This is a genomic window from Labilibaculum antarcticum (assembly GCF_002356295.1).
GTDB lineage: Bacteria > Bacteroidota > Bacteroidia > Bacteroidales > Marinifilaceae > Labilibaculum > Labilibaculum antarcticum.
This window is the reverse complement of record NZ_AP018042.1, coordinates 1,976,047-1,993,587: the sequence shown is the minus strand read 5'-3', so window position 1 is coordinate 1,993,587 and position 17,541 is coordinate 1,976,047. Positions and strand designations below refer to the sequence as shown.

The following is a 17,541-nucleotide window of genomic DNA, read 5'->3' as shown; positions in this document are numbered from 1 at the left end:
AGTGAACAGATATAGTGTGTTCAGTAATTTTCACTGGTGTGCACTCTCAATTTTTACGATTTAAATGGGTTGAATTTGTATTTCTTACTGCAATTAAAATTACCGTACCGTTACATGAATGCATTTTGTTTGCCCTTCCAAAAGAACGTAACATCTACCTTCATCCTGCATTTTAATTAATTCACGCACTAATAAATTTCGAAGGCGGTACGTATAAACAGGTTTGCTATTACCTCTCTCAAAAAAACGTGTCTGCGAAATATCAAAGGTTCGTCCATAATAATGCGATGATTTATTTGGCGTAGCGTTAACATTTTTCTTGCGCAGCGATTTTTGATCTTCGAGGGTTCGTAATACTGAAGTAACTGAAAACCGATATTTTGTCATGCCTAATTCTTCGAGTCGATCGCAAAATTTTTCGCCAAGCAGGTCTAAAAATTCTACTGCTGGTTCTTGCAGGTAAGGCAGAGAATTCGTTAAATGGGGTATTTCATAGTACTTGTTATCGGTTATTTTGTCAAGCTGATAACGGGAAGCAAACTCTTTGGCGTTTGCTTTATATTCGTCTTTTGAAAGCAAAGGCTTTTGCAAGCCTTTTTTTCGGGCTACTTTAAGATGATAATTATTGTTATAGCGGCGCAGCGCTCTACTTTCATCTTTTGTTAGTACCGAAACGGAGACCTGATCTACAGTTTTGCCTTTTGGTGTTAGGGTTTTAAAAATAAATAGTAAAAATAGAATACCAGCGAATAGTGCCGCTGCAATTAGAAATTTACGAACCTTAGGTTTTAATTTTCTTTTAGTCATGTCAATCTTTTAGGAACGCAAAGGTAAAAAAAACCAAATTTGAATCATTTACACCCTTTCCTTTATTTTGTTGGATGAATACTATAAGTTGGCTATTCTTTCAAATGATGGTTTATACAACAGGTTGTGTTTTCGAAGTAGATATAGATATTGAATTCTGATAAAATAGAAAATACCGGTAATTGTAAATGATTACCGGTATTTTATCTTCTATTTCAGACTATTTTTTTCTCTAAAAGAGTTACAGTTATTTCAACTGGCCTGATAAATTGGCTAAAGCTAAATCGTAGTTGGGCTCTTCAGTCGTTTCTGCTACTTGTTCAGTATAAATAATTTTACCTTCAGTATTAATTACTACAATACATCTTGAATTTAAACCTGCTAAAGGACCATCTATAATCTCTAAGCCATAGTCTTTCCCAAATTTTCCACTATTAAAATCAGATAACATTACCACGTTTTCAATTCCTTCAGCACCACAGAATCTAGCTTGTGCAAAAGGTAAATCTCTAGAAATACACAAAACACTTGTATTTGTATAATTTGCTGCAGCTTTGTTAAAATTGCGAACAGATGCCGCACACGTTCCTGTATCGATACTTGGAAAAATATTTAACACTAAATTCTTTCCACTAAAGTTATTCAGTGTTTTGATAGATAAATCGGTAGCAGTCAAACTGAAGTCCTTTGCCAGATTTCCAATTTTTGGTAATTCGCCACTTGTATTAATTTCGTTTCCTTTTAATGTAATTTTTGCCATTTTTATTTTTTTATTTAATTTCCTAAAAGCCGTTTTGGATTCATCCCAGGCCATTATTACTTATACATATTACTAATTGCTGCTTTCTTTTGCTAACTATTCAAAAACAGTTACCAGATCTTCCTTACTTTTTCGAACTTTAGTAAGATTGACTAACCAGTCATTTTCTGTGTCTCTGTAACCCAGAGGTAGAATCACACAGCTTCGAAGTCCTTTTTCTCTTAGATTTAAAATTTCGTCCAATGCATCGGCGTCAAAACCTTCCATAGGAGTACTGTCTACTTCCTCAAAGGCTGCAGCAGCTATAGCTTGCGAAAATGCGATATAAGCTTGTCTTGCTGCATGATTAAAATTCACTTCAGCATCTCGTTGTGGATAAGAGCTCAATAACATTTGACGATAGTTTTCCCATCCTTCATTTTTAAAACCCCGAATCGTATTGGTCAGGTCAAACATTTTATTGATTCGCTCAGGAGTGTATGTATCCCAGGCTGCGAATACCAATAAATGAGAACAATCTGTAATTACTGATTGATCCCAACCAATAGCTCTTATTTTTTCTTTTAACTCTTGATTGGTGATCACCATAATTTCAAAAGGTTGTAAGCCACTTGATGTTGGAGCCATTGAAGCGGCTTCAATAATTGTATCTATTTTATTTTGTGCCACTTTTGTGCCATTCATGGCCTTGGTTGCATAACGCCAATTTAATTTTTCTAATAATACCATTTTCTCTATTTTAATATGTGTTAAGCTCTAATTATCAATTTTCATTGATTAGAAATCCGCATTCCGTTTATGCTTTATCTGATGATCCACTCTTATTGGTGAGCAAAAAAATCAATTTACTAAGTATATCTTTCAATTTCAACATCTCCTCAATTTTTATATTGTCTGATAGCAATTCCATTACTAATTTCTCAGGAATAGGAAGTGCCTTCATTTTTAATTGCTTTCCTTTTTCGGTTAATTGAACGATAACACTTCTTTCATCTTCATGGGAGCGATTGCGTTCCAAAAGTTCCATTTTCCCCATGCGTTTAAGCAAAGGTGAAAGGGTATTTGTGTTCAGGAGCAACTTTTCTGAAATTTGATTTACAGTTAATTCATCGTTTTCCCACAATACCAGAAGTACCAAATATTGAGGATAAGTAAGACCTATTTCGTCTAAGTAAGGCTTGTAAGCTTTCGTAATAAGGCGAGAAGCGGAATAGATAGGGAAGCAAATCTGACTACTTAATCGCAATTGTTTATCATCCATTAGTCCTTCGTTTTATTGGTTCTCCATGCTTTCCACGAGCCTGTAGACCATAAGGCCCAAATGATGAGTACAGGTTGAAAAAATAGACGTATTAAACGTGCTCCATCTGAATTTAAAACACCAAAGGCATCTTTGCTATCAAGGTATTGCGCAATGTTGCCCGGAAAGATCAAGACAAAAAATAAGGCCAATGCCCAACCAAATCTTGCGCGTTTATTTTTCCAAAAAGCCACACCAAGGCCTAGTCCTATTTCAACGATACCTGATAATATTACAATTAAGTCTTTGCTTAAGGGAATCCAATCAGGAACTTGTGCCTGAAATTCTATTCGGTTAAAAGTAAGGTGGCTAAATCCGGCATAGACCATAAAAAGGGCCAATAGAATTCTAAAAATATTTTGTATCAATGTCGTTTTAACTTGTTTTTGCATATCTCTTTATTTTAATCGTGTACGTTTATGTCGTGTGCGATATAAATATAGGTAATTTTTATTATTATCTGAACTTTTTAGTTAACTATTAATTTCGTTGGAATAAAAATATGAATTGGAATAGTCGCACAATCACTATTCGACTTATCTGTTTGCTTTATGCTCGTCTTTTGAAACCAAAGGTTTTTTGCAATCCTTTTTTTCTTTTATTCAGGTCGATATTTTAGCAACACAAATGAAAAAAAAACAATTTCCATTGTTCGCATTGGTATTCCTGTTGTCCATTTTTAACGCCTGTAGGATAAAGTATGACTTCCGTAGCCAAAAATGAACGCCTGTAGCATAAATTAGGGCTCCTGTAGCTAAAATGGAACGCCTGTAGCATAAATTAGGCTTCTGTAGCCAAAAACACCCTCCTGTAGCAAAACGAGTCAACAGATATAGGCTGTTCAGTCATTATTGCTCGCGGGTAAGTGAAGATTTATGACTCAAATTGGTCGAATTTGCAATCCTTACTGTAATTAATAATGCCTTACAGGTAAATGGATATTGCTTACAATTGATTTGATCCCCTTACAGCTAAATACAGATACCTTACATGTTTTGGTATTCCTTACAAAAACATGCTCTTTAGAGGTAAGAGGTTGCCCTACACGTGGCTTCCATGTGGTTTTCCAGTTTTTAATTTTGTTTTTTTTATCTGAAAAAAGTTCCTGTTTCTGTATCGGGAGCATTTCTTCGGTCGGCAGCTTTTTTAATGACAGCTTCTTTTTCGGGATTGGTATAAAGCGACCAGTTTCCAATTTCTTCAGTTGTTCTTCGGCATCCAAAACAAACGCCGTTGCTATCTTGTCGGCAAATGCTAATGCATGGTGATTGTATATCTTCCATAATAGTTTTGTGTTATTTAAATTGAATACAAATAAAGAAAAAAGAATCTGAAATTACAAGGAGATTATACATGCTTTTACCAATTAGCAGGAGCAGTAGATATTTTAAATAGAAAAATCCCAGACTGCGAAGTCTGGGATTTTCTCTAACCTAAATCTAACCTATGAAAATATTTTCTTGTCTTTGTACCTTCCAAATGTAGTGCATTGAAGTGCTAAAAGGATTGAATTAAAGTTAAGGAAACTTAAAAGATCATCAGATGAACTCATCTATGTGATGAAGTTCGTATTGGTATTATTTTGGATCACCGGTAAAAGTTGGGCCTGAGATTTGAATTAGCTATAATTTTAAGTTCATGAATATGCAAAATCGCAATCTTTCGAGGATGTAGATTCGACATTGAGTCCGGAGATCGGGACCCGTTTAGTGAAGAGAGCGTTAAGAACAAAAAGTTGTTTGAGCGTAGCGAGTTCTTTTTGTTTAGCAATCGAACTAGTAACGGGTGATTGAGGACGTTGTCAATGATTTTTTGTTTCGTTTTTTATCCTAGAAAAAATGAAAAGCCCGTCCGGCTAAAGGACAAGCAAGAAATAATGAGGTTCACTCCTTTTATTGAAAATTGGTAACATTCAAAACCATCCTAAAATCAAGCTTTGACTCACGAATTATCGGAACTGTCCTAAGGTCTAGATTCCAACTTTTCAAGCTTTGAGAATAAGTTTTTTGCTATTCCGACGCAAATGTGAATTGCTTTCCAAATGTTTTTTTTCCTTGCGTCTGGACTTACTATCACATTAATATCCCAGGGTGGCATTCGCTGTGCTCATTTACCCTGGGCTATTATATATGAGCCCTTCAGGCTCGAGAAAAAATGATAACAAAAGGATGAATGTAAAATACTTCCCTTTTCGCTTGACTGCAATTTATGCCTGATTAGTAAGGAGACCCAAAATTATCTCCTGATCCATTATTTTATATTCGCATTTTTCAGATAAACCTGAATAAATCTTATTTTAGAGTAGGAGGGATCAGAATCAAGTTGAATAGAATATACATAAAATGATTTCCAATAAATAGAAAAATCCCAGACTGTGAAGCCTGGGATTTTCTCTAACCTAAATTACTAACCTAAATCTAATCTATGAAAAAACGCTACCGTTTCTACCTTACAAATGTAGTGCATAGTAGTGCTAAAAGGATTGAATTAAAGTTAAGGAAACTTAAAAGTTCATTGGCTTTTGTAGAAATAGGTTGTTGTTTAAATTGAACGAATAGCATAATTGCTTAAAGCTTGAAAACTATCTGGTTAATTGGGTTGATTCAAGATTGAACTAAGATATTTTCTTGTTTGATTTCCAAGGTTTAAATACGGATAAGAAAATGGTGAAAATTAGTGTGCCATTCATGCAGATTCCCATTACTGTTTGCCATTTGTCATACCATTGGTATTCGGTATTGCTAAGTGCAGCCATGCCCAGTTCACCTGATATTTTAACCATTTCGGCTATCCAGGGTCCTGAATATATGGAACCAAGTATAATTATCAGTAAAGTAATGATCCATTTAAATGTGATCCAGCCATGTTGAAAGTATCCCCATTTTGTAAATTGCGAATAAATCCATCCGGTGAGTAAGCTTACTACTGCTGATGGAACCAGGATTTTCATATCAATAAAATGGATGATTTTATTTAGCAGATGCAATTGATCTCCAGTTTGTACTTCGTTGTGCATAAAGTGCAAAAGGAACATGATTAAGCCTGTTGTTATCCATATTCCAGCGGCTAAAAGATGGATTGATTTAAGCCATTTCTTTTGGGTGATCGACAGTTGTTTCATGTATTTTATTTTAGAAATGTTTCGGTGTTGACAATGACTTGTTTAAGACTTTTAAGCAGTATTTCTTTGCTTGCTTCATCAGTTCCTTCTAAAGCAATATTTGTTGATTCGAAAGCACATTGCTGAACTTGTTCATTTATCTCTTTGCCTTTGGGGCTAATAAATAATTTGAATATTCTTTTGTCAGTTTCATCTCTTTTTTTTTCTATAAAACCGGCAATTTCAAGCTTTTGAGTCATTCTACTCATGTTTGCAAAATCTTTGTAGGTAAGTCCGCTTAATTCACCTATTGTCATGCCATCCGATTCTGTTAAGTGATATAAAACATTCCATTGCTCGGGTGTAATGTTGAGTTTGTTTCTGCTTAATATTTTAAAGAAGACTCGTTTTATCATGATTGCACTTATTGCAATATGGTGGTTTACTGATGTTTCTAAGTTTACTTTGTTCATACTGTAAGTATTTGTCATGACAAATATATGGTTTTAATTGTCATGACAAGTATTTTGCATGTGATTTTGTGGCATTTTAAATTTTAGAATGGAGGGAATCGAGTAGGGGGAATCAAAAAATCCCGAGCTGTGAAGCCCGGGATTTTCTCTAAACCTAATTACTAACCTAAATCTAATCTATGAAAAATCTATCTCTTTTTGTCTGATATAAATATAGTGCATTGGAGTGCTAAAAGGATTGAATTAAAGTTAAGGAAACTTAAAAGATCATCAACTGAACCCATTTATGTGATGAAGCGAGTATTGGTATTATTTTGTATTTGCATTTTTCAGATAAGCCTGAACAAAACTTATTTTAGAGTAGGAGGGATCAGAACTAGGTTGAATAGAATATACATAAAATGATTTCCAATAAATAGAAAAATCCCAGACTGTGAAGCCTGGGATTTTCTCTAACCTAAATTACTAACCTAAATCTAATCTATGAAAAAACTATCTCTTATTGTCTGATATAAATCTAGTGTATTGGAGTGCTAAATTGATTGAATTAAAGTTAAGGAAACTTAAAAGATCATCAGCTGAACCCATTTATGTTTTGACGTTCGTATTGGTATTGTTTTATATTCTAATTTTTCAGATAAGCCTGAACAAAACTTATTTTAGAGTAGGAGGGATCAGAACTAGGTTGAATAGAATACACATAAAATGATTTCCAATAAATAGAAAAATCCCAGACTGTGAAGCCTGGGATTTTCTCTAATCCTAATTACTAACCTAAACCTAATCTATGAAAAAACTCTACAGTTTCTACCTTCCAAATGTAGTGCATTGGAGTGCTAAAAGGATTGAATTAAAGTTAAGGAAACTTAAAATATCATGTTTTTCTCTACGATTTTGCATTTTTCAAAAAAGCCTGAACATATCTAATTTCAGAGTAGGAGTAATCAGAACCAAGTTCTTTTTTGCACTCATTTAGGCTTTCAATGCCTTCTTTTTCAAGCTGCTTTTTAATTTTTTTGATCTTCTTTTTTTCTACAAATTTATCGAGAGACAGCATGCCCAAGCCAACGTAATGGGCTAAATGTTTTTCGATGGTAGCCACAGTAAGATCCCGAAAGGCCGCAATCTCCCTTACATTTCTTCCATCCTGATACATTTCCAAACTCACCTCTTTCGTATCTTGTTTGGTGGCTGGTTTTTTTGTTGGTGTTTTTGCCGCAGATGGTGCTGCAGCCGTAAAATTCAACAAACCCAAATTTTGTCCCTGGCGATATTCCGAAACCATTCGGATCACATCAGCCCCGTATCGCTCAATTTTTTTCTTTCCAAAGCCTTTCACATCTTTCAGCTGTTCGGCAGTGTAGGGCAGATTGTTGGCAATATCAACCAGACTTTGCTGCGAAGCAATGTAATAAACCGGCGCATTTATTTTATCGGCCAGATTCTTTCTCCATTTCTTTAGTATTCGAAATAAATTCGGATGTTTTACATTCTCATCAACGACATCTTTGGGGCTCTTTAAATGGAAAGCTTGCTTCTCGAAATGAGCTTTGGCCCGCACAGTTTGATAAGCCGCAGTATCGAATTTTTTCAAACACGATTTTAAACTAACAAGCTTAACACTTAGCTTTTCATTCAACTGTTTCAAATGACCCTCAATTACTTTTTTTATACCCTGATTATCGCTGTCGAAACTAAAATCTTTTAGAACTGATTGCAGATGTTCCTCTAGTTTACCCACAAAGTAGGCCGATGCTTTACTGATTCTTTCCTGCGCCTCTTTGTGTTCATGAATGCCCTCACTATCGGTACAATACCGTTTTAAGGATGGAATAAATTTTTCTCCCATCACCAAAATTTCCGGTCCCAGAAATGGAAAGGCCGCATTCATCTTATCGGGCAAATTTCCCTGAATACTGTTCCTGTTTTCCTGTAAATGCTTGTTGCAATAGTTGCAGATTCGGTAGATATCATGAAAAGAAAACAGTTCTTCGAGAAGCTGAAACTGATACTTGCGAATGGAATTATCCAGATTTGCTTCCCCCGGAGGATTTGCTTCAATATTTTGTGTGAATTTTGATACGGCAGTATCGCAAATAATGCCCGATTTACTTAAGGTTGATTTAAGAACCAATCCTTCCAGTGATTTACAGCGACTCAAGGCCACGTAAACTTGTCCGTGGGCAAAGGCTGCATTGGCATCGATCACTGCTCTTTCGAAAGTCAATCCCTGACTTTTATGAATGGTAATTGCCCAGGCCAGCTTTAATGGGAACTGTGAAAAACCGCCCGAAATTGTTTCTTCAATTTCTTTACTTGCCTCGTTGATACTGTATTTAACGTTGTGCCAATCCTCCGGATACACATCAATTTCGAAATTATCGGTTTCACATTTCACATGAATTACGTCATCGCCAAAACTGCTAACCGTTCCTATTTTGCCGTTAAAGAATAGTTTTTCAGGCGAACTGTCATTTTTCACGAACATTACCTGTGCACCTACTTTAAGTTGCAATTGCTCTTCGGTGGGAAAGGAGTATTCGGGAAATATTCCTGTAATATTAGCTTTAAACTGTTGCGACTTTCCCTTTATTTGCTTCAGTTTTTCTTCATTTATTTTTTGAGCTCTGGCATTGTGTGTTGTTAGGGTAATGTAGCCATCCTTATCGGTCGGATTAAAATTGGGTAAATATCTCTTTTCCAATTCCTGATAAGATGCTTGGGAGAGCTTATTGTTTCGTATTTCGTTCAGAATATTAATAAACTTCTCATCGTTTTGACGATATACATGTTGCAGTTCGATACTGATGTGTTGTGATTGCAGAAATGCACGACTGCTAAAAAAGAAAGGGGTTTCGTAATGATTCCGAAGCAAACTCCATTCTTCATTTTTCACTACCGGAGGCAATTGTTGTAAATCGCCAATCATCAAAATCTGAACACCACCAAAAGGCAGGTTTCTGTTTTTAAATTTGCGCAGAACTTCGTCAATTCCATCCAGCAAATCGGCCCTAACCATACTAATTTCATCAATAATCAGAAGGTCGAGAGATTTTATAATATCGATTTTTTCTTTTCGGTATTTCCGGATTGGTGAATTGGATTCCTTTTTGGGGTTTTTCTCCTCATTAAGAATTTGTCCCGGTAATATGGGGCCAAAAGGCAACTGGAAAAAGGAATGAATAGTTACACCACCTGCATTAATGGCCGCCACACCAGTTGGTGCAACAACAACCATTCGCTTGGGCAGTTCCCCTTTTAACTGACGTAAAAAGGTAGTTTTTCCGGTACCGGCCTTACCCGTTAAGAAAATTGTGGTGTTTGTGAATCGTACAAACTTGTGAGCCAGATCCAGTTGTAAATTACTTTCCATTTTATAAACATCAGTTTTTGAAAAACTAAAAATACAAAATGTTAATGGGATTCAAATGGAAATTTATGTAAGATTAATTGAATTTGATTTAAAAAAGAACAGATCAGAATTTCTGAGAACCCTGATCTGTTTGTACTTGATTATTTTTGTTTTACTGCTCTTGCAGCTGAAGTTTGGTATGGACTTTTTTTACAGGCCACTTATAAAAAAATACGTTTGTATATTTGAAGCTTAATTTTCGTGATGACTAAAATATAGTCTGCAAGTTAGTCAATTTCAATAATCTTATTTTTCACTGCATACATAACCAGGGAGGTTGAGTTTTTACAAGCGGTTTTGCTCAGTAAATTGGAGCGGTGACGGTCAACTGTTCTTTGGCTGATAAACAATTCCTCTGCAATTTCAGCATTACTGTATCCATCACAAATCAGCCTTAAAACTTCCAATTCCCTTTGCGACAATTTTACGGTTTCGGTTCTAAATTTATGCAGTCTTTTTTGATCGAGAATATTAACCAAAAGTTCCTGTGAGAAGTAGCTTTTTCCTGCCATAACAGCTTCCAAAGCCGATATTAATTCATCCGCATCGGAGTTTTTAAGCAGAAAACCTTTAACGCCCGCATCCAACATCTGATCATAGTATTCCTCTTCTCCATGCATGGATAGAACAATCACTTTCAGGTCTGGATATTTCTCAAGAGCTAGTCGTGTGGCTTCAATTCCATTCATTTCGGGCATGTTAATGTCCATCAGAACAATATCCATCTGAATATTTTCAGCTATTTCCAGAAATTCTTTACCATTCGAAGCTTCCCCAACTATTTCAATTGTGGGAACATTATTCAAAAGAAAGCGCAATCCACTTCTAAACATTTTGTGGTCATCCACAATCATTACCCTGCATTCACTCATGCTCTTTATTTTTACAGATTAATCTCAACTACTGCCATCATTCCGCCACGTTTTGGGTGACTTTTAATTTTGTGCGATCCATTTAACGACCGAATTCGGCTAAATACATTATACAATCCCATCCCTGTTGATGTTCCGGCATTAATTGCTTTTGCATCAAAACCAATTCCGTTGTCAATATAAATAAGAGAAACTAAATTACCTTCTCTCGAGAGGTTTATTTCAATATTTGTGGCTTGTGCATGCTTAATTGTATTGTTAATTAATTCACTTACAACCCTAAATATCACAACTTCAACCTGCTGGTTAATCCGCTCCTCCATGTTTTCGGCGTAAAAGCTAATACTGATGGTTTGCGATAGATTAATTTTATTGGTGAAGGAACGAATGGCTTTATCCAGTCCAAAATCATTTAAAATGTGCGGACTCAGATTATTCGAAATTTCTTTAATACTCACCAAAGCCTCATTTACTGCATCAACCGAAGCTTTAATAATGTTCCCTTTCTCTTCTTCCGAATCAAATTTGTCTAATGAGGACAGGTACAGGTTGATGCTCGAAAGTAAAGGGCCAATAGAATCATGCAAATCGGTTGCGAATCGCTTGCGTTCACTCTCTTCAGTATTAATTACAGCATTCAATATTTTACGCTCAGTTTCCTGGCGCAGGCTGATATCATTCACCAAAGATAGAATTAGTTTGCTATCCTGCAGTTCAATTAAGCTCAAATGAATTTCTACAGGGAAACTGCTTCCGTTTTTTCTTTTTTGTACCGATTCAAAGGTAAGAGAAGGATTGGATGCATTTAATTTTCGCCAATAATTATGCAATTCCGAACTGCTGTGTCTCGAGTCTATTTCGCTGTAATTAAGTGAAAGAATTTCATCGGTTGAATAGCCCAGCCAATTGCATGCCGCTGAATTGGCATCCAGAATATTCCCATCGGTATTGTAAATTAATATTCCATCGGATGCTTGTTCAATTAAAGAGCGCCATCTTTTTTCTGAGACTCTCAATTTTTGTTCTTCACTTCGAATCTTTTTTTCGGCTTCTTTTCGCTGTGTAATATTGGTTAGTGTGCCAACAATGTTTAATGGTTTATCACTTGCATCATAATCAAGAATTAGGCCTTTGGCTTTAAACCACATCCAGTCCTTGTTTTTTGTGAATATTCTAAATTCTACAATAAATAATGCGCTGTAACCCAGTTTGTTTTGTCGGTGTTTTTGTTTGATGATAATTAAATCTTCAGGATGAATCAATTTGCAGAGAAGATCTTTTGTGTTGGAAATGGTTACAGATTCATAGCCCAATTTATCCCAGATGATTTTACTAATGTAGGTTTGATCGTTGGCAAAATTATGCTCCCAAACTCCGTCTGAATTTGCATCAAGCATTCGTAGAAGCCTGTTTCTGCTGCTTTTCAGTTCCAGATTTGCCTCTTCCAAATTTTCAGTCCGAATCTTAACAAGTTCCAGCAGATTGTATCTATGATCTTCCAGTTCCTTATTTTGTTTGATGATTTGTTCCGTCTGCAGTTCCAGCTTTTCGTTGGCGAATACAACTTCTTTTGTCCTGTTGGCTACTCTTCGGTCTAATTCTTCATTCTCCTGAATCAGTTTTTCCTCATTCTGCTCCCTTTTCAATTTTGAGTATCGTAAAATGATTGCAATGATTAAACCAAATATGATTATTACGAATAATGACGTTTGGTATTGGGGAACAATTGGAGGTGGCTGATTTCTTATGATGCTACCCTTTGGAAGTTGTTTGGGGAGAATTCCAAAACGTTTCATTTGTTCGAAATCGAATTTGAAACTGTTGTATCCCGATCGAACAATAGGAATTTCGTTAATTTCTTTTCCATTTAGCACTTGAAGAGCAATTTTCGCCGCAAGTTCTCCCTCTTTGTAACCACTAGTGAGCATTCCTCCAACAATACCTTCGTTAAAATAGAATTCCCAGCTACTATATATTGGTAATTTGGTCGCTTTCCTGATAATTTCAATGTTTTCCTTGTAAGAGATAAAATTACCTTCTTTATCACGACTAAAATTGATGAGGTAGATAATGCTGTTGGGATCAAGATTTTTAACCTGATCAACTAATTCATCAATGAGTAAATTCTCTATAAAAACAAGTTCAACATCAGTTTTTAAATTAGGCCAAAAAGATTTAATGTTATTTCTATTTAATATTGCCGATTGAGTTTGATTGTCATTGATAACAACCAATTTTGTTGCTTTCGGGTGCAAGCCTAAGGCTACTTCTATGGTTTTTTGGGAGTCTATTTCTTCGGTAACACCCGAAACATGCGCAATTCCTTCTATTAAATTATCAGAAAATTTATCGATCGAACAAAAAATTATTGGAGTTGCTTTAAAGAATTCGGAGTAATATTTTCTTACGAAATCCAAGGCATTGTTATCGGAGACAATAATGGCTTCAAATTTATTTTTTAAGTGTTTGAGACCATAAAGCTTAGCGAATTCTTGTAAATATTCAGGATTTGAGTTTCGCTTGGTATCCATGTACTCAAACATCAGCTCAACATTGTCTTCACTTCCTAAAACCGATTGAATACCCGCACTCACATTATCTGTCCAATTCAATCCCTGATGGTAGGAATGCAGAACGAGTACTCTTTGTTTCCGGGCAGAAGCCTGGAATCCAAAAAGGAAAATGAAAAAAAGCAGGATGCTGGTTTTCCAAAAAATGTGATTAATATTACTCATACGTAATTTATACTTTGCCATCGTAAAATAGGTTCACCGGATCGATTCTGATGGATGGGTAAGATACAAAGGCTAACCATGATATGCTATGCTGTAAAATACCCATTTTTCTCAGCTTCGCTTAATTTAGTTTGTACTTTTTTCTGTGGGTTTTTTTCCGGGCAGAATTACATTGAATTAACTTTTTTCTATCGATCCAAGCATTACTTCAAAAGCGTACAAAACGCACAAATAATTGTTATAGTAAAGATTCAGATTTCATGGCTACTAACAGCAATACTACGGATATGATTGATAGTAGGTTACTGTGGATTATATTATTTCACCAAAGAGGAGGTCGTAAACTTTTAACTCGCGTAATTCCTTCAATAGTTCCTGAGATAAAAGCCAAAGCCAAAGGAAAAGTGTGATCATAAATCCTGTAACAAGCTTTAATTGATCTGTATGAAATTCAGGAAATAGCCCAATAATTTCTAAAAGGAAATGAACAAATGCAATAAAACATTGCGAGATGTAAATCCAGGTTTAGGATGAATAAACGATTTGGTGATCCTTTTTCACGATTGGCTTTAAGACTTTATTGAGTACTCCACAGGCCTGACAAAATCCGTTTAATTTATCTTTTTTCATTACATATCCGCAAGGACGACAGCGTACGAGTTCTTCCAGGGGCGTTTTGTTATTTTAAACTGATGTATAAATGTCCTGCGTTAATTGTGTGCTGTTTATATATTACTTCTGAGTTTCGAACATTGATGATGTGAAAGCCCTTTTTCTTAAGCTTCAAAAAAAAAGTAAGGATAATGGTTCTAAATTAAAAAAAGGCGATACCTTTGTTCGTAAATTAACGAACGATAATTACAGCCATGACAATCAAAAAAATCATGACAGAAGAACAGCAAAAAGTTGCGCGCTATGCTAAAGCAATGGGGCATCCCGTGAGAATGTATGTTTTGGAATTGCTTTCAAAACAAAGCTGCTGTTACAGTGGAGATTTAAGTGATGAGCTTCCGATAGCAAAATCTACTTTGTCTCAGCATCTTAAAGAGTTGAAAGATGCAGGATTGATTCAGGGTGAGATTGAATCGCCACGAATTAAGTATTGTATCAATAAAGAAAACTGGAAAGAAGCACAACAGCTTTTTAAACAATTTTTAGGACTTTAAAAAATTTATCAAAATCATTCGTTGTTTTGCGAATAGCGAACAATTTTTGAATCAGTAAAATTTAAAAAAATGAAAAATATAATCGTAGAAATTCCCGAATGGGCTTATGAATTTCATGGACATAAATGTCCGGCAATGCCAATAGGATATCGCGCAGGTTTAACGGCAATGGCAAAACTTGGAGTTGAAAAGGCGAGTAATAAAGAACTTTATTTAATTTGTGAAAATGGACCAGCACATGCTGCGGCTTGCTTTCTAGATGGTGTAATGTCATCTACCGGATGTACTTACGGAAAGGGCAATGTTGAAAAGCTAAACTATGGTAAAAATGCAATTACTTTAGTTGATTTAAAAACTAAAAAGGCGGTTAGGGTTTCCATGAGGCCTGAGTTTTTCGAAAAAGCACTAAACTCGGAATTTGTGCAGTTGCGCAAACAAAATGTGCATCCAAATGATATTAAACCAGAGATACTTACTCCACTCATTGAAAATGTAAAAAAAGCAGATGAAAATATGATTTTTACAGTGAGTGAAATTTTCGAAAATAATGTACAATTACCAAAAGGGACTTTTGATTGGCACAATTGTTCTAAGTGTAACGAAATTGTGTTCGACAATGCCTCTAAAATTATTGATGGTAAAGTGATGTGTCAGCCTTGTGCGGCAAAAATAATTTAATAGACATTATGGATTATCTGTTGTTTGGGATTTCTTTTGTTGCGGCATTTATTTTTGCTTTGGGTGGTGTTGGAGCGGCTATTATATTAATTCCGGCGATGGTATCGCTTGGAATTCCTATATCAGCAGCAAAACCAATCGGATTGTTTTATAATACGGTTAGTCTAACAGGGGCAAGTATTTCGAATATAAAAAATAAACGTTTAGATTTTAGATTGGGGATACCTCTGATCATTTTCTCATTCATTTTTGCTGCGGTTGGTGCTTATGCAAGCAAGTTTATTCCAAATCGTCAAATCGTAATATTATTTATCTGTTTCCTGATATTTTCGGGTCTTATGTTTTTGTTCTTCAAATCAAAAGGCTTGGGTAATTATAGGGAAGACAGACCAATAATTAAGCTTTCGTTAATAGGAGCTATTGCTGGTTTGCTGTCTGGGGTATTGGGTATTGGCGGAGGAGGCATTATTTCTCCATTAATGCTCATGCTTGGTTTTAACCCGAAAAAAACAGCGGCCATAACAGCATTTGTAGTTCCTTTTTCTGCCTTTTCTGCTTTTTTAACTTATTGGTCAATGGGTGCAATAAACTGGTCAATACTTGCTGTTGTATCTGTTGGAGGAATAGGAGGAGCAACTTTGGGAACCATTTTTATGCAAAAGAAATTAAATCCTAGTTTGGTAAAAAAGATTCTTGCAGTTATTCTGTTATTAATGGCTGCTAAAATGTCTTTGAAATTATTCTAAAATCATTAGGATAGGTTCTTTGAGATTTTCTTTTTTATTGAAGACGGAAGGATTATCTCGTAAGTCGGCGAACAAATTAGTCGGCCTACTGTCAACTTATTACAGGACGAGACAGAACAAATAAAAAGGTCGCAAAGCTTATTAGCTTGTGACCTTTTTTTATTTTAAACAGATATATAACTGTTCTTAATTAACTTTCTGTGTTAAAACTGCTTCTCCATTAAGAATCTTTTTTGCCAGAGTTTGAATTGTTTTTTCTTTAACAAGAGCCGCGTAATTATTTCTTAGCTCCGAAAAATCATCGTGTAACGGACATTTATTATTCTCATCACAACTTTTCAAACCAAAACTGCATCGTGTAAACGATTTTTCACCATCAATTGCAACAATAATTCGATGCAATTGTAATTCCTCGCTATCCTGATCGAAGAAAAATCCGCCATTTCTACCTTTAAAACTTTTAATAAGTTCGAAACGCGTTAGTATCTGCAGTATTTTAGCCGTAAAGTGTTCTGGAGATTCAATATTTTTAGCTATTTCTTTAAAGCCTGGACGTTTTCCTTCCCAGTTTTGCAATTGGATGTAAACCAATGCACGAATAGCATATTCAGCAGTTTTTGAGAGCATATCTGTATCTTGAAATGCTAAATTAATTATTTTTCCTGATATCCTGTTCTAATATAATTGCCTTTGGAAATAGGATGTTATTTTCCAAATGAACATGTCTGTGCAAATCTTTTTCAAAAGCCTGCAAGTTTTGGTAAGCCGCACGAAATGTATTACAGGCTCCTTGTGGCGGTTGATAGCCAAGTGTTAATCGCGAAATTTCTTCGAATCGATCTCCTTCCTTCTCATGCTCCTGTATTAATGAATAAATTGTTTCTTCTGCACTAATCTCTACTGATAAGGAATCAAAAAGCTCGCCTGATGTTAATTTCACTAATTTTTCAATGAATGGAAATAGTTCAGTTTCCTCTTTATCCATGTGCACGCTTAATTGTTTCGCTGATTCTTTAAAATGCAAATTTATCATTTCAATTTCAGGGTGTTTACTTCCGTGAACTTCTTCAATTTTGTTCAGAAATTTAGAAATCATTGGTATTTGTTCGCGAACATAGGAATGATGATTCTCTTTAATGTATTGAATCAACTCTCCAAGTGGCATTTTATCGAATTCGGGTGCATCTGCTGGGCTTTTAATTGCTGCTTCCAGCTTTTCAATTACTTCATTTGGATCAAGAGATTGTTTCTCACATGCCTCACGTACACTCTGTTTTCCCCCGCAGCAAAAATCGATCTGATGATCATCAAATATCTTAACTGTTTGAAAATGACTTCTCACAATATCTCCAACATGTGTTTCCTGACTAATCATGGTATAATTCTTTATTTGTAAATAACTGACTCCTCTAAAAGAAGATAAAAGGATCTTCTGATCGTCAAAAGTAGAATTTTATTTCTACATTTGCAACAAAATAATAAAAGAGTAGAA

The 17,541-nt window shown here is 35.3% G+C and carries 17 protein-coding genes; 4 read left to right on the top strand and 13 right to left on the bottom strand.

Annotation, left to right across the window (positions count from 1 at the left end; all coding sequences use genetic code 11):
- Positions 1 to 99: 99 nt before the first annotated feature.
- From ALGA_RS07805 to ALGA_RS07750, 11 genes are all read right to left on the bottom strand, one after another.
- Positions 100 to 807, bottom strand: a complete 708-nt coding sequence (locus ALGA_RS07805) for a DUF5715 family protein (protein WP_096428793.1) — start codon at positions 805 to 807, stop codon at positions 100 to 102.
- A gap of 247 nt (positions 808 to 1,054) precedes the next feature.
- The gene (gene tpx, locus ALGA_RS07800) at positions 1,055 to 1,567 is read right to left on the bottom strand and encodes a thiol peroxidase (protein WP_096433498.1); all 513 of its coding nucleotides are present in this window, start codon (positions 1,565 to 1,567) and stop codon (positions 1,055 to 1,057) included.
- Between the two features lie 96 nt (positions 1,568 to 1,663).
- The gene (locus ALGA_RS07795; RefSeq protein ID WP_096428792.1) at positions 1,664 to 2,296 is read right to left on the bottom strand and encodes a nitroreductase family protein; all 633 of its coding nucleotides are present in this window, start codon (positions 2,294 to 2,296) and stop codon (positions 1,664 to 1,666) included.
- A gap of 67 nt (positions 2,297 to 2,363) precedes the next feature.
- Positions 2,364 to 2,828 carry a MarR family winged helix-turn-helix transcriptional regulator gene (locus ALGA_RS07790; RefSeq protein WP_096428791.1) on the bottom strand — a complete coding sequence of 155 codons (465 nt, stop codon included), beginning with the start codon at positions 2,826 to 2,828 and terminating at the stop codon, positions 2,364 to 2,366.
- Positions 2,828 to 3,259, bottom strand: coding sequence for a DoxX family protein (locus tag ALGA_RS07785; RefSeq protein ID WP_096428790.1), 432 nt, complete (start codon positions 3,257 to 3,259; stop codon positions 2,828 to 2,830). The genes ALGA_RS07790 and ALGA_RS07785 overlap by 1 nt, the downstream gene beginning before the upstream one ends.
- Positions 3,260 to 3,955: 696 nt before the next feature.
- Positions 3,956 to 4,150: a DUF1289 domain-containing protein gene (locus tag ALGA_RS07780; RefSeq protein WP_096428789.1), complete on the bottom strand. Its 195-nt coding sequence runs from the start codon at positions 4,148 to 4,150 to the stop codon at positions 3,956 to 3,958.
- Positions 4,151 to 5,481: 1,331 nt separating this feature from the next.
- Positions 5,482 to 5,988: a DUF2269 family protein gene (locus ALGA_RS07775; protein ID WP_096428788.1), complete on the bottom strand. Its 507-nt coding sequence runs from the start codon at positions 5,986 to 5,988 to the stop codon at positions 5,482 to 5,484.
- A gap of 5 nt (positions 5,989 to 5,993) precedes the next feature.
- Positions 5,994 to 6,440, bottom strand: coding sequence for a MarR family winged helix-turn-helix transcriptional regulator (locus tag ALGA_RS07770; RefSeq protein ID WP_162845401.1), 447 nt, complete (start codon positions 6,438 to 6,440; stop codon positions 5,994 to 5,996).
- Positions 6,441 to 7,326: 886 nt separating this feature from the next.
- Positions 7,327 to 9,813: a helix-turn-helix domain-containing protein gene (locus ALGA_RS23500; RefSeq protein WP_096428786.1), complete on the bottom strand. Its 2,487-nt coding sequence runs from the start codon at positions 9,811 to 9,813 to the stop codon at positions 7,327 to 7,329.
- 266 nt (positions 9,814 to 10,079) lie between these two features.
- Positions 10,080 to 10,724 (bottom strand): response regulator transcription factor, encoded by a 645-nt coding sequence (locus ALGA_RS07755; RefSeq protein WP_096428784.1) that lies wholly within the window; start codon positions 10,722 to 10,724, stop codon positions 10,080 to 10,082.
- An 11-nt stretch (positions 10,725 to 10,735) separates the two neighbouring features.
- Positions 10,736 to 13,480: a sensor histidine kinase gene (locus tag ALGA_RS07750; protein WP_096428783.1), complete on the bottom strand. Its 2,745-nt coding sequence runs from the start codon at positions 13,478 to 13,480 to the stop codon at positions 10,736 to 10,738.
- A gap of 239 nt (positions 13,481 to 13,719) precedes the next feature.
- On the opposite strand from ALGA_RS07750, the gene ALGA_RS22935 reads away from it, so the two are divergent.
- The 4 genes from ALGA_RS22935 to ALGA_RS07735 all read left to right on the top strand — a co-directional run bounded on the left by ALGA_RS22935 (position 13,720) and on the right by ALGA_RS07735 (position 16,049).
- Complete coding sequence (locus ALGA_RS22935) at positions 13,720 to 13,869, top strand: hypothetical protein (protein WP_153244842.1); 150 nt, start codon at positions 13,720 to 13,722, stop codon at positions 13,867 to 13,869.
- A 456-nt stretch (positions 13,870 to 14,325) separates the two neighbouring features.
- Entirely contained in the window at positions 14,326 to 14,625 is a 300-nt protein-coding gene (locus ALGA_RS07745) for an ArsR/SmtB family transcription factor (RefSeq protein WP_096428782.1), read from the top strand.
- Positions 14,626 to 14,694: 69 nt separating this feature from the next.
- Positions 14,695 to 15,303, top strand: coding sequence for an FmdE family protein (locus ALGA_RS07740; protein WP_096428781.1), 609 nt, complete (start codon positions 14,695 to 14,697; stop codon positions 15,301 to 15,303).
- Between the two features lie 8 nt (positions 15,304 to 15,311).
- Positions 15,312 to 16,049 carry a sulfite exporter TauE/SafE family protein gene (locus ALGA_RS07735; RefSeq protein ID WP_096433496.1) on the top strand — a complete coding sequence of 246 codons (738 nt, stop codon included), beginning with the start codon at positions 15,312 to 15,314 and terminating at the stop codon, positions 16,047 to 16,049.
- Positions 16,050 to 16,235: 186 nt separating this feature from the next.
- Here ALGA_RS07735 and ALGA_RS07730 read toward each other — a convergent pair whose 3' ends face one another.
- Positions 16,236 to 16,676 carry an RrF2 family transcriptional regulator gene (locus ALGA_RS07730; RefSeq protein WP_096428780.1) on the bottom strand — a complete coding sequence of 147 codons (441 nt, stop codon included), beginning with the start codon at positions 16,674 to 16,676 and terminating at the stop codon, positions 16,236 to 16,238.
- Positions 16,677 to 16,698: 22 nt separating this feature from the next.
- On the bottom strand, positions 16,699 to 17,424 hold the full coding sequence (gene ric, locus ALGA_RS07725) for an iron-sulfur cluster repair di-iron protein (protein WP_096428779.1): 726 nt from the start codon (positions 17,422 to 17,424) through the stop codon (positions 16,699 to 16,701).
- Positions 17,425 to 17,541: the final 117 nt, after the last annotated feature.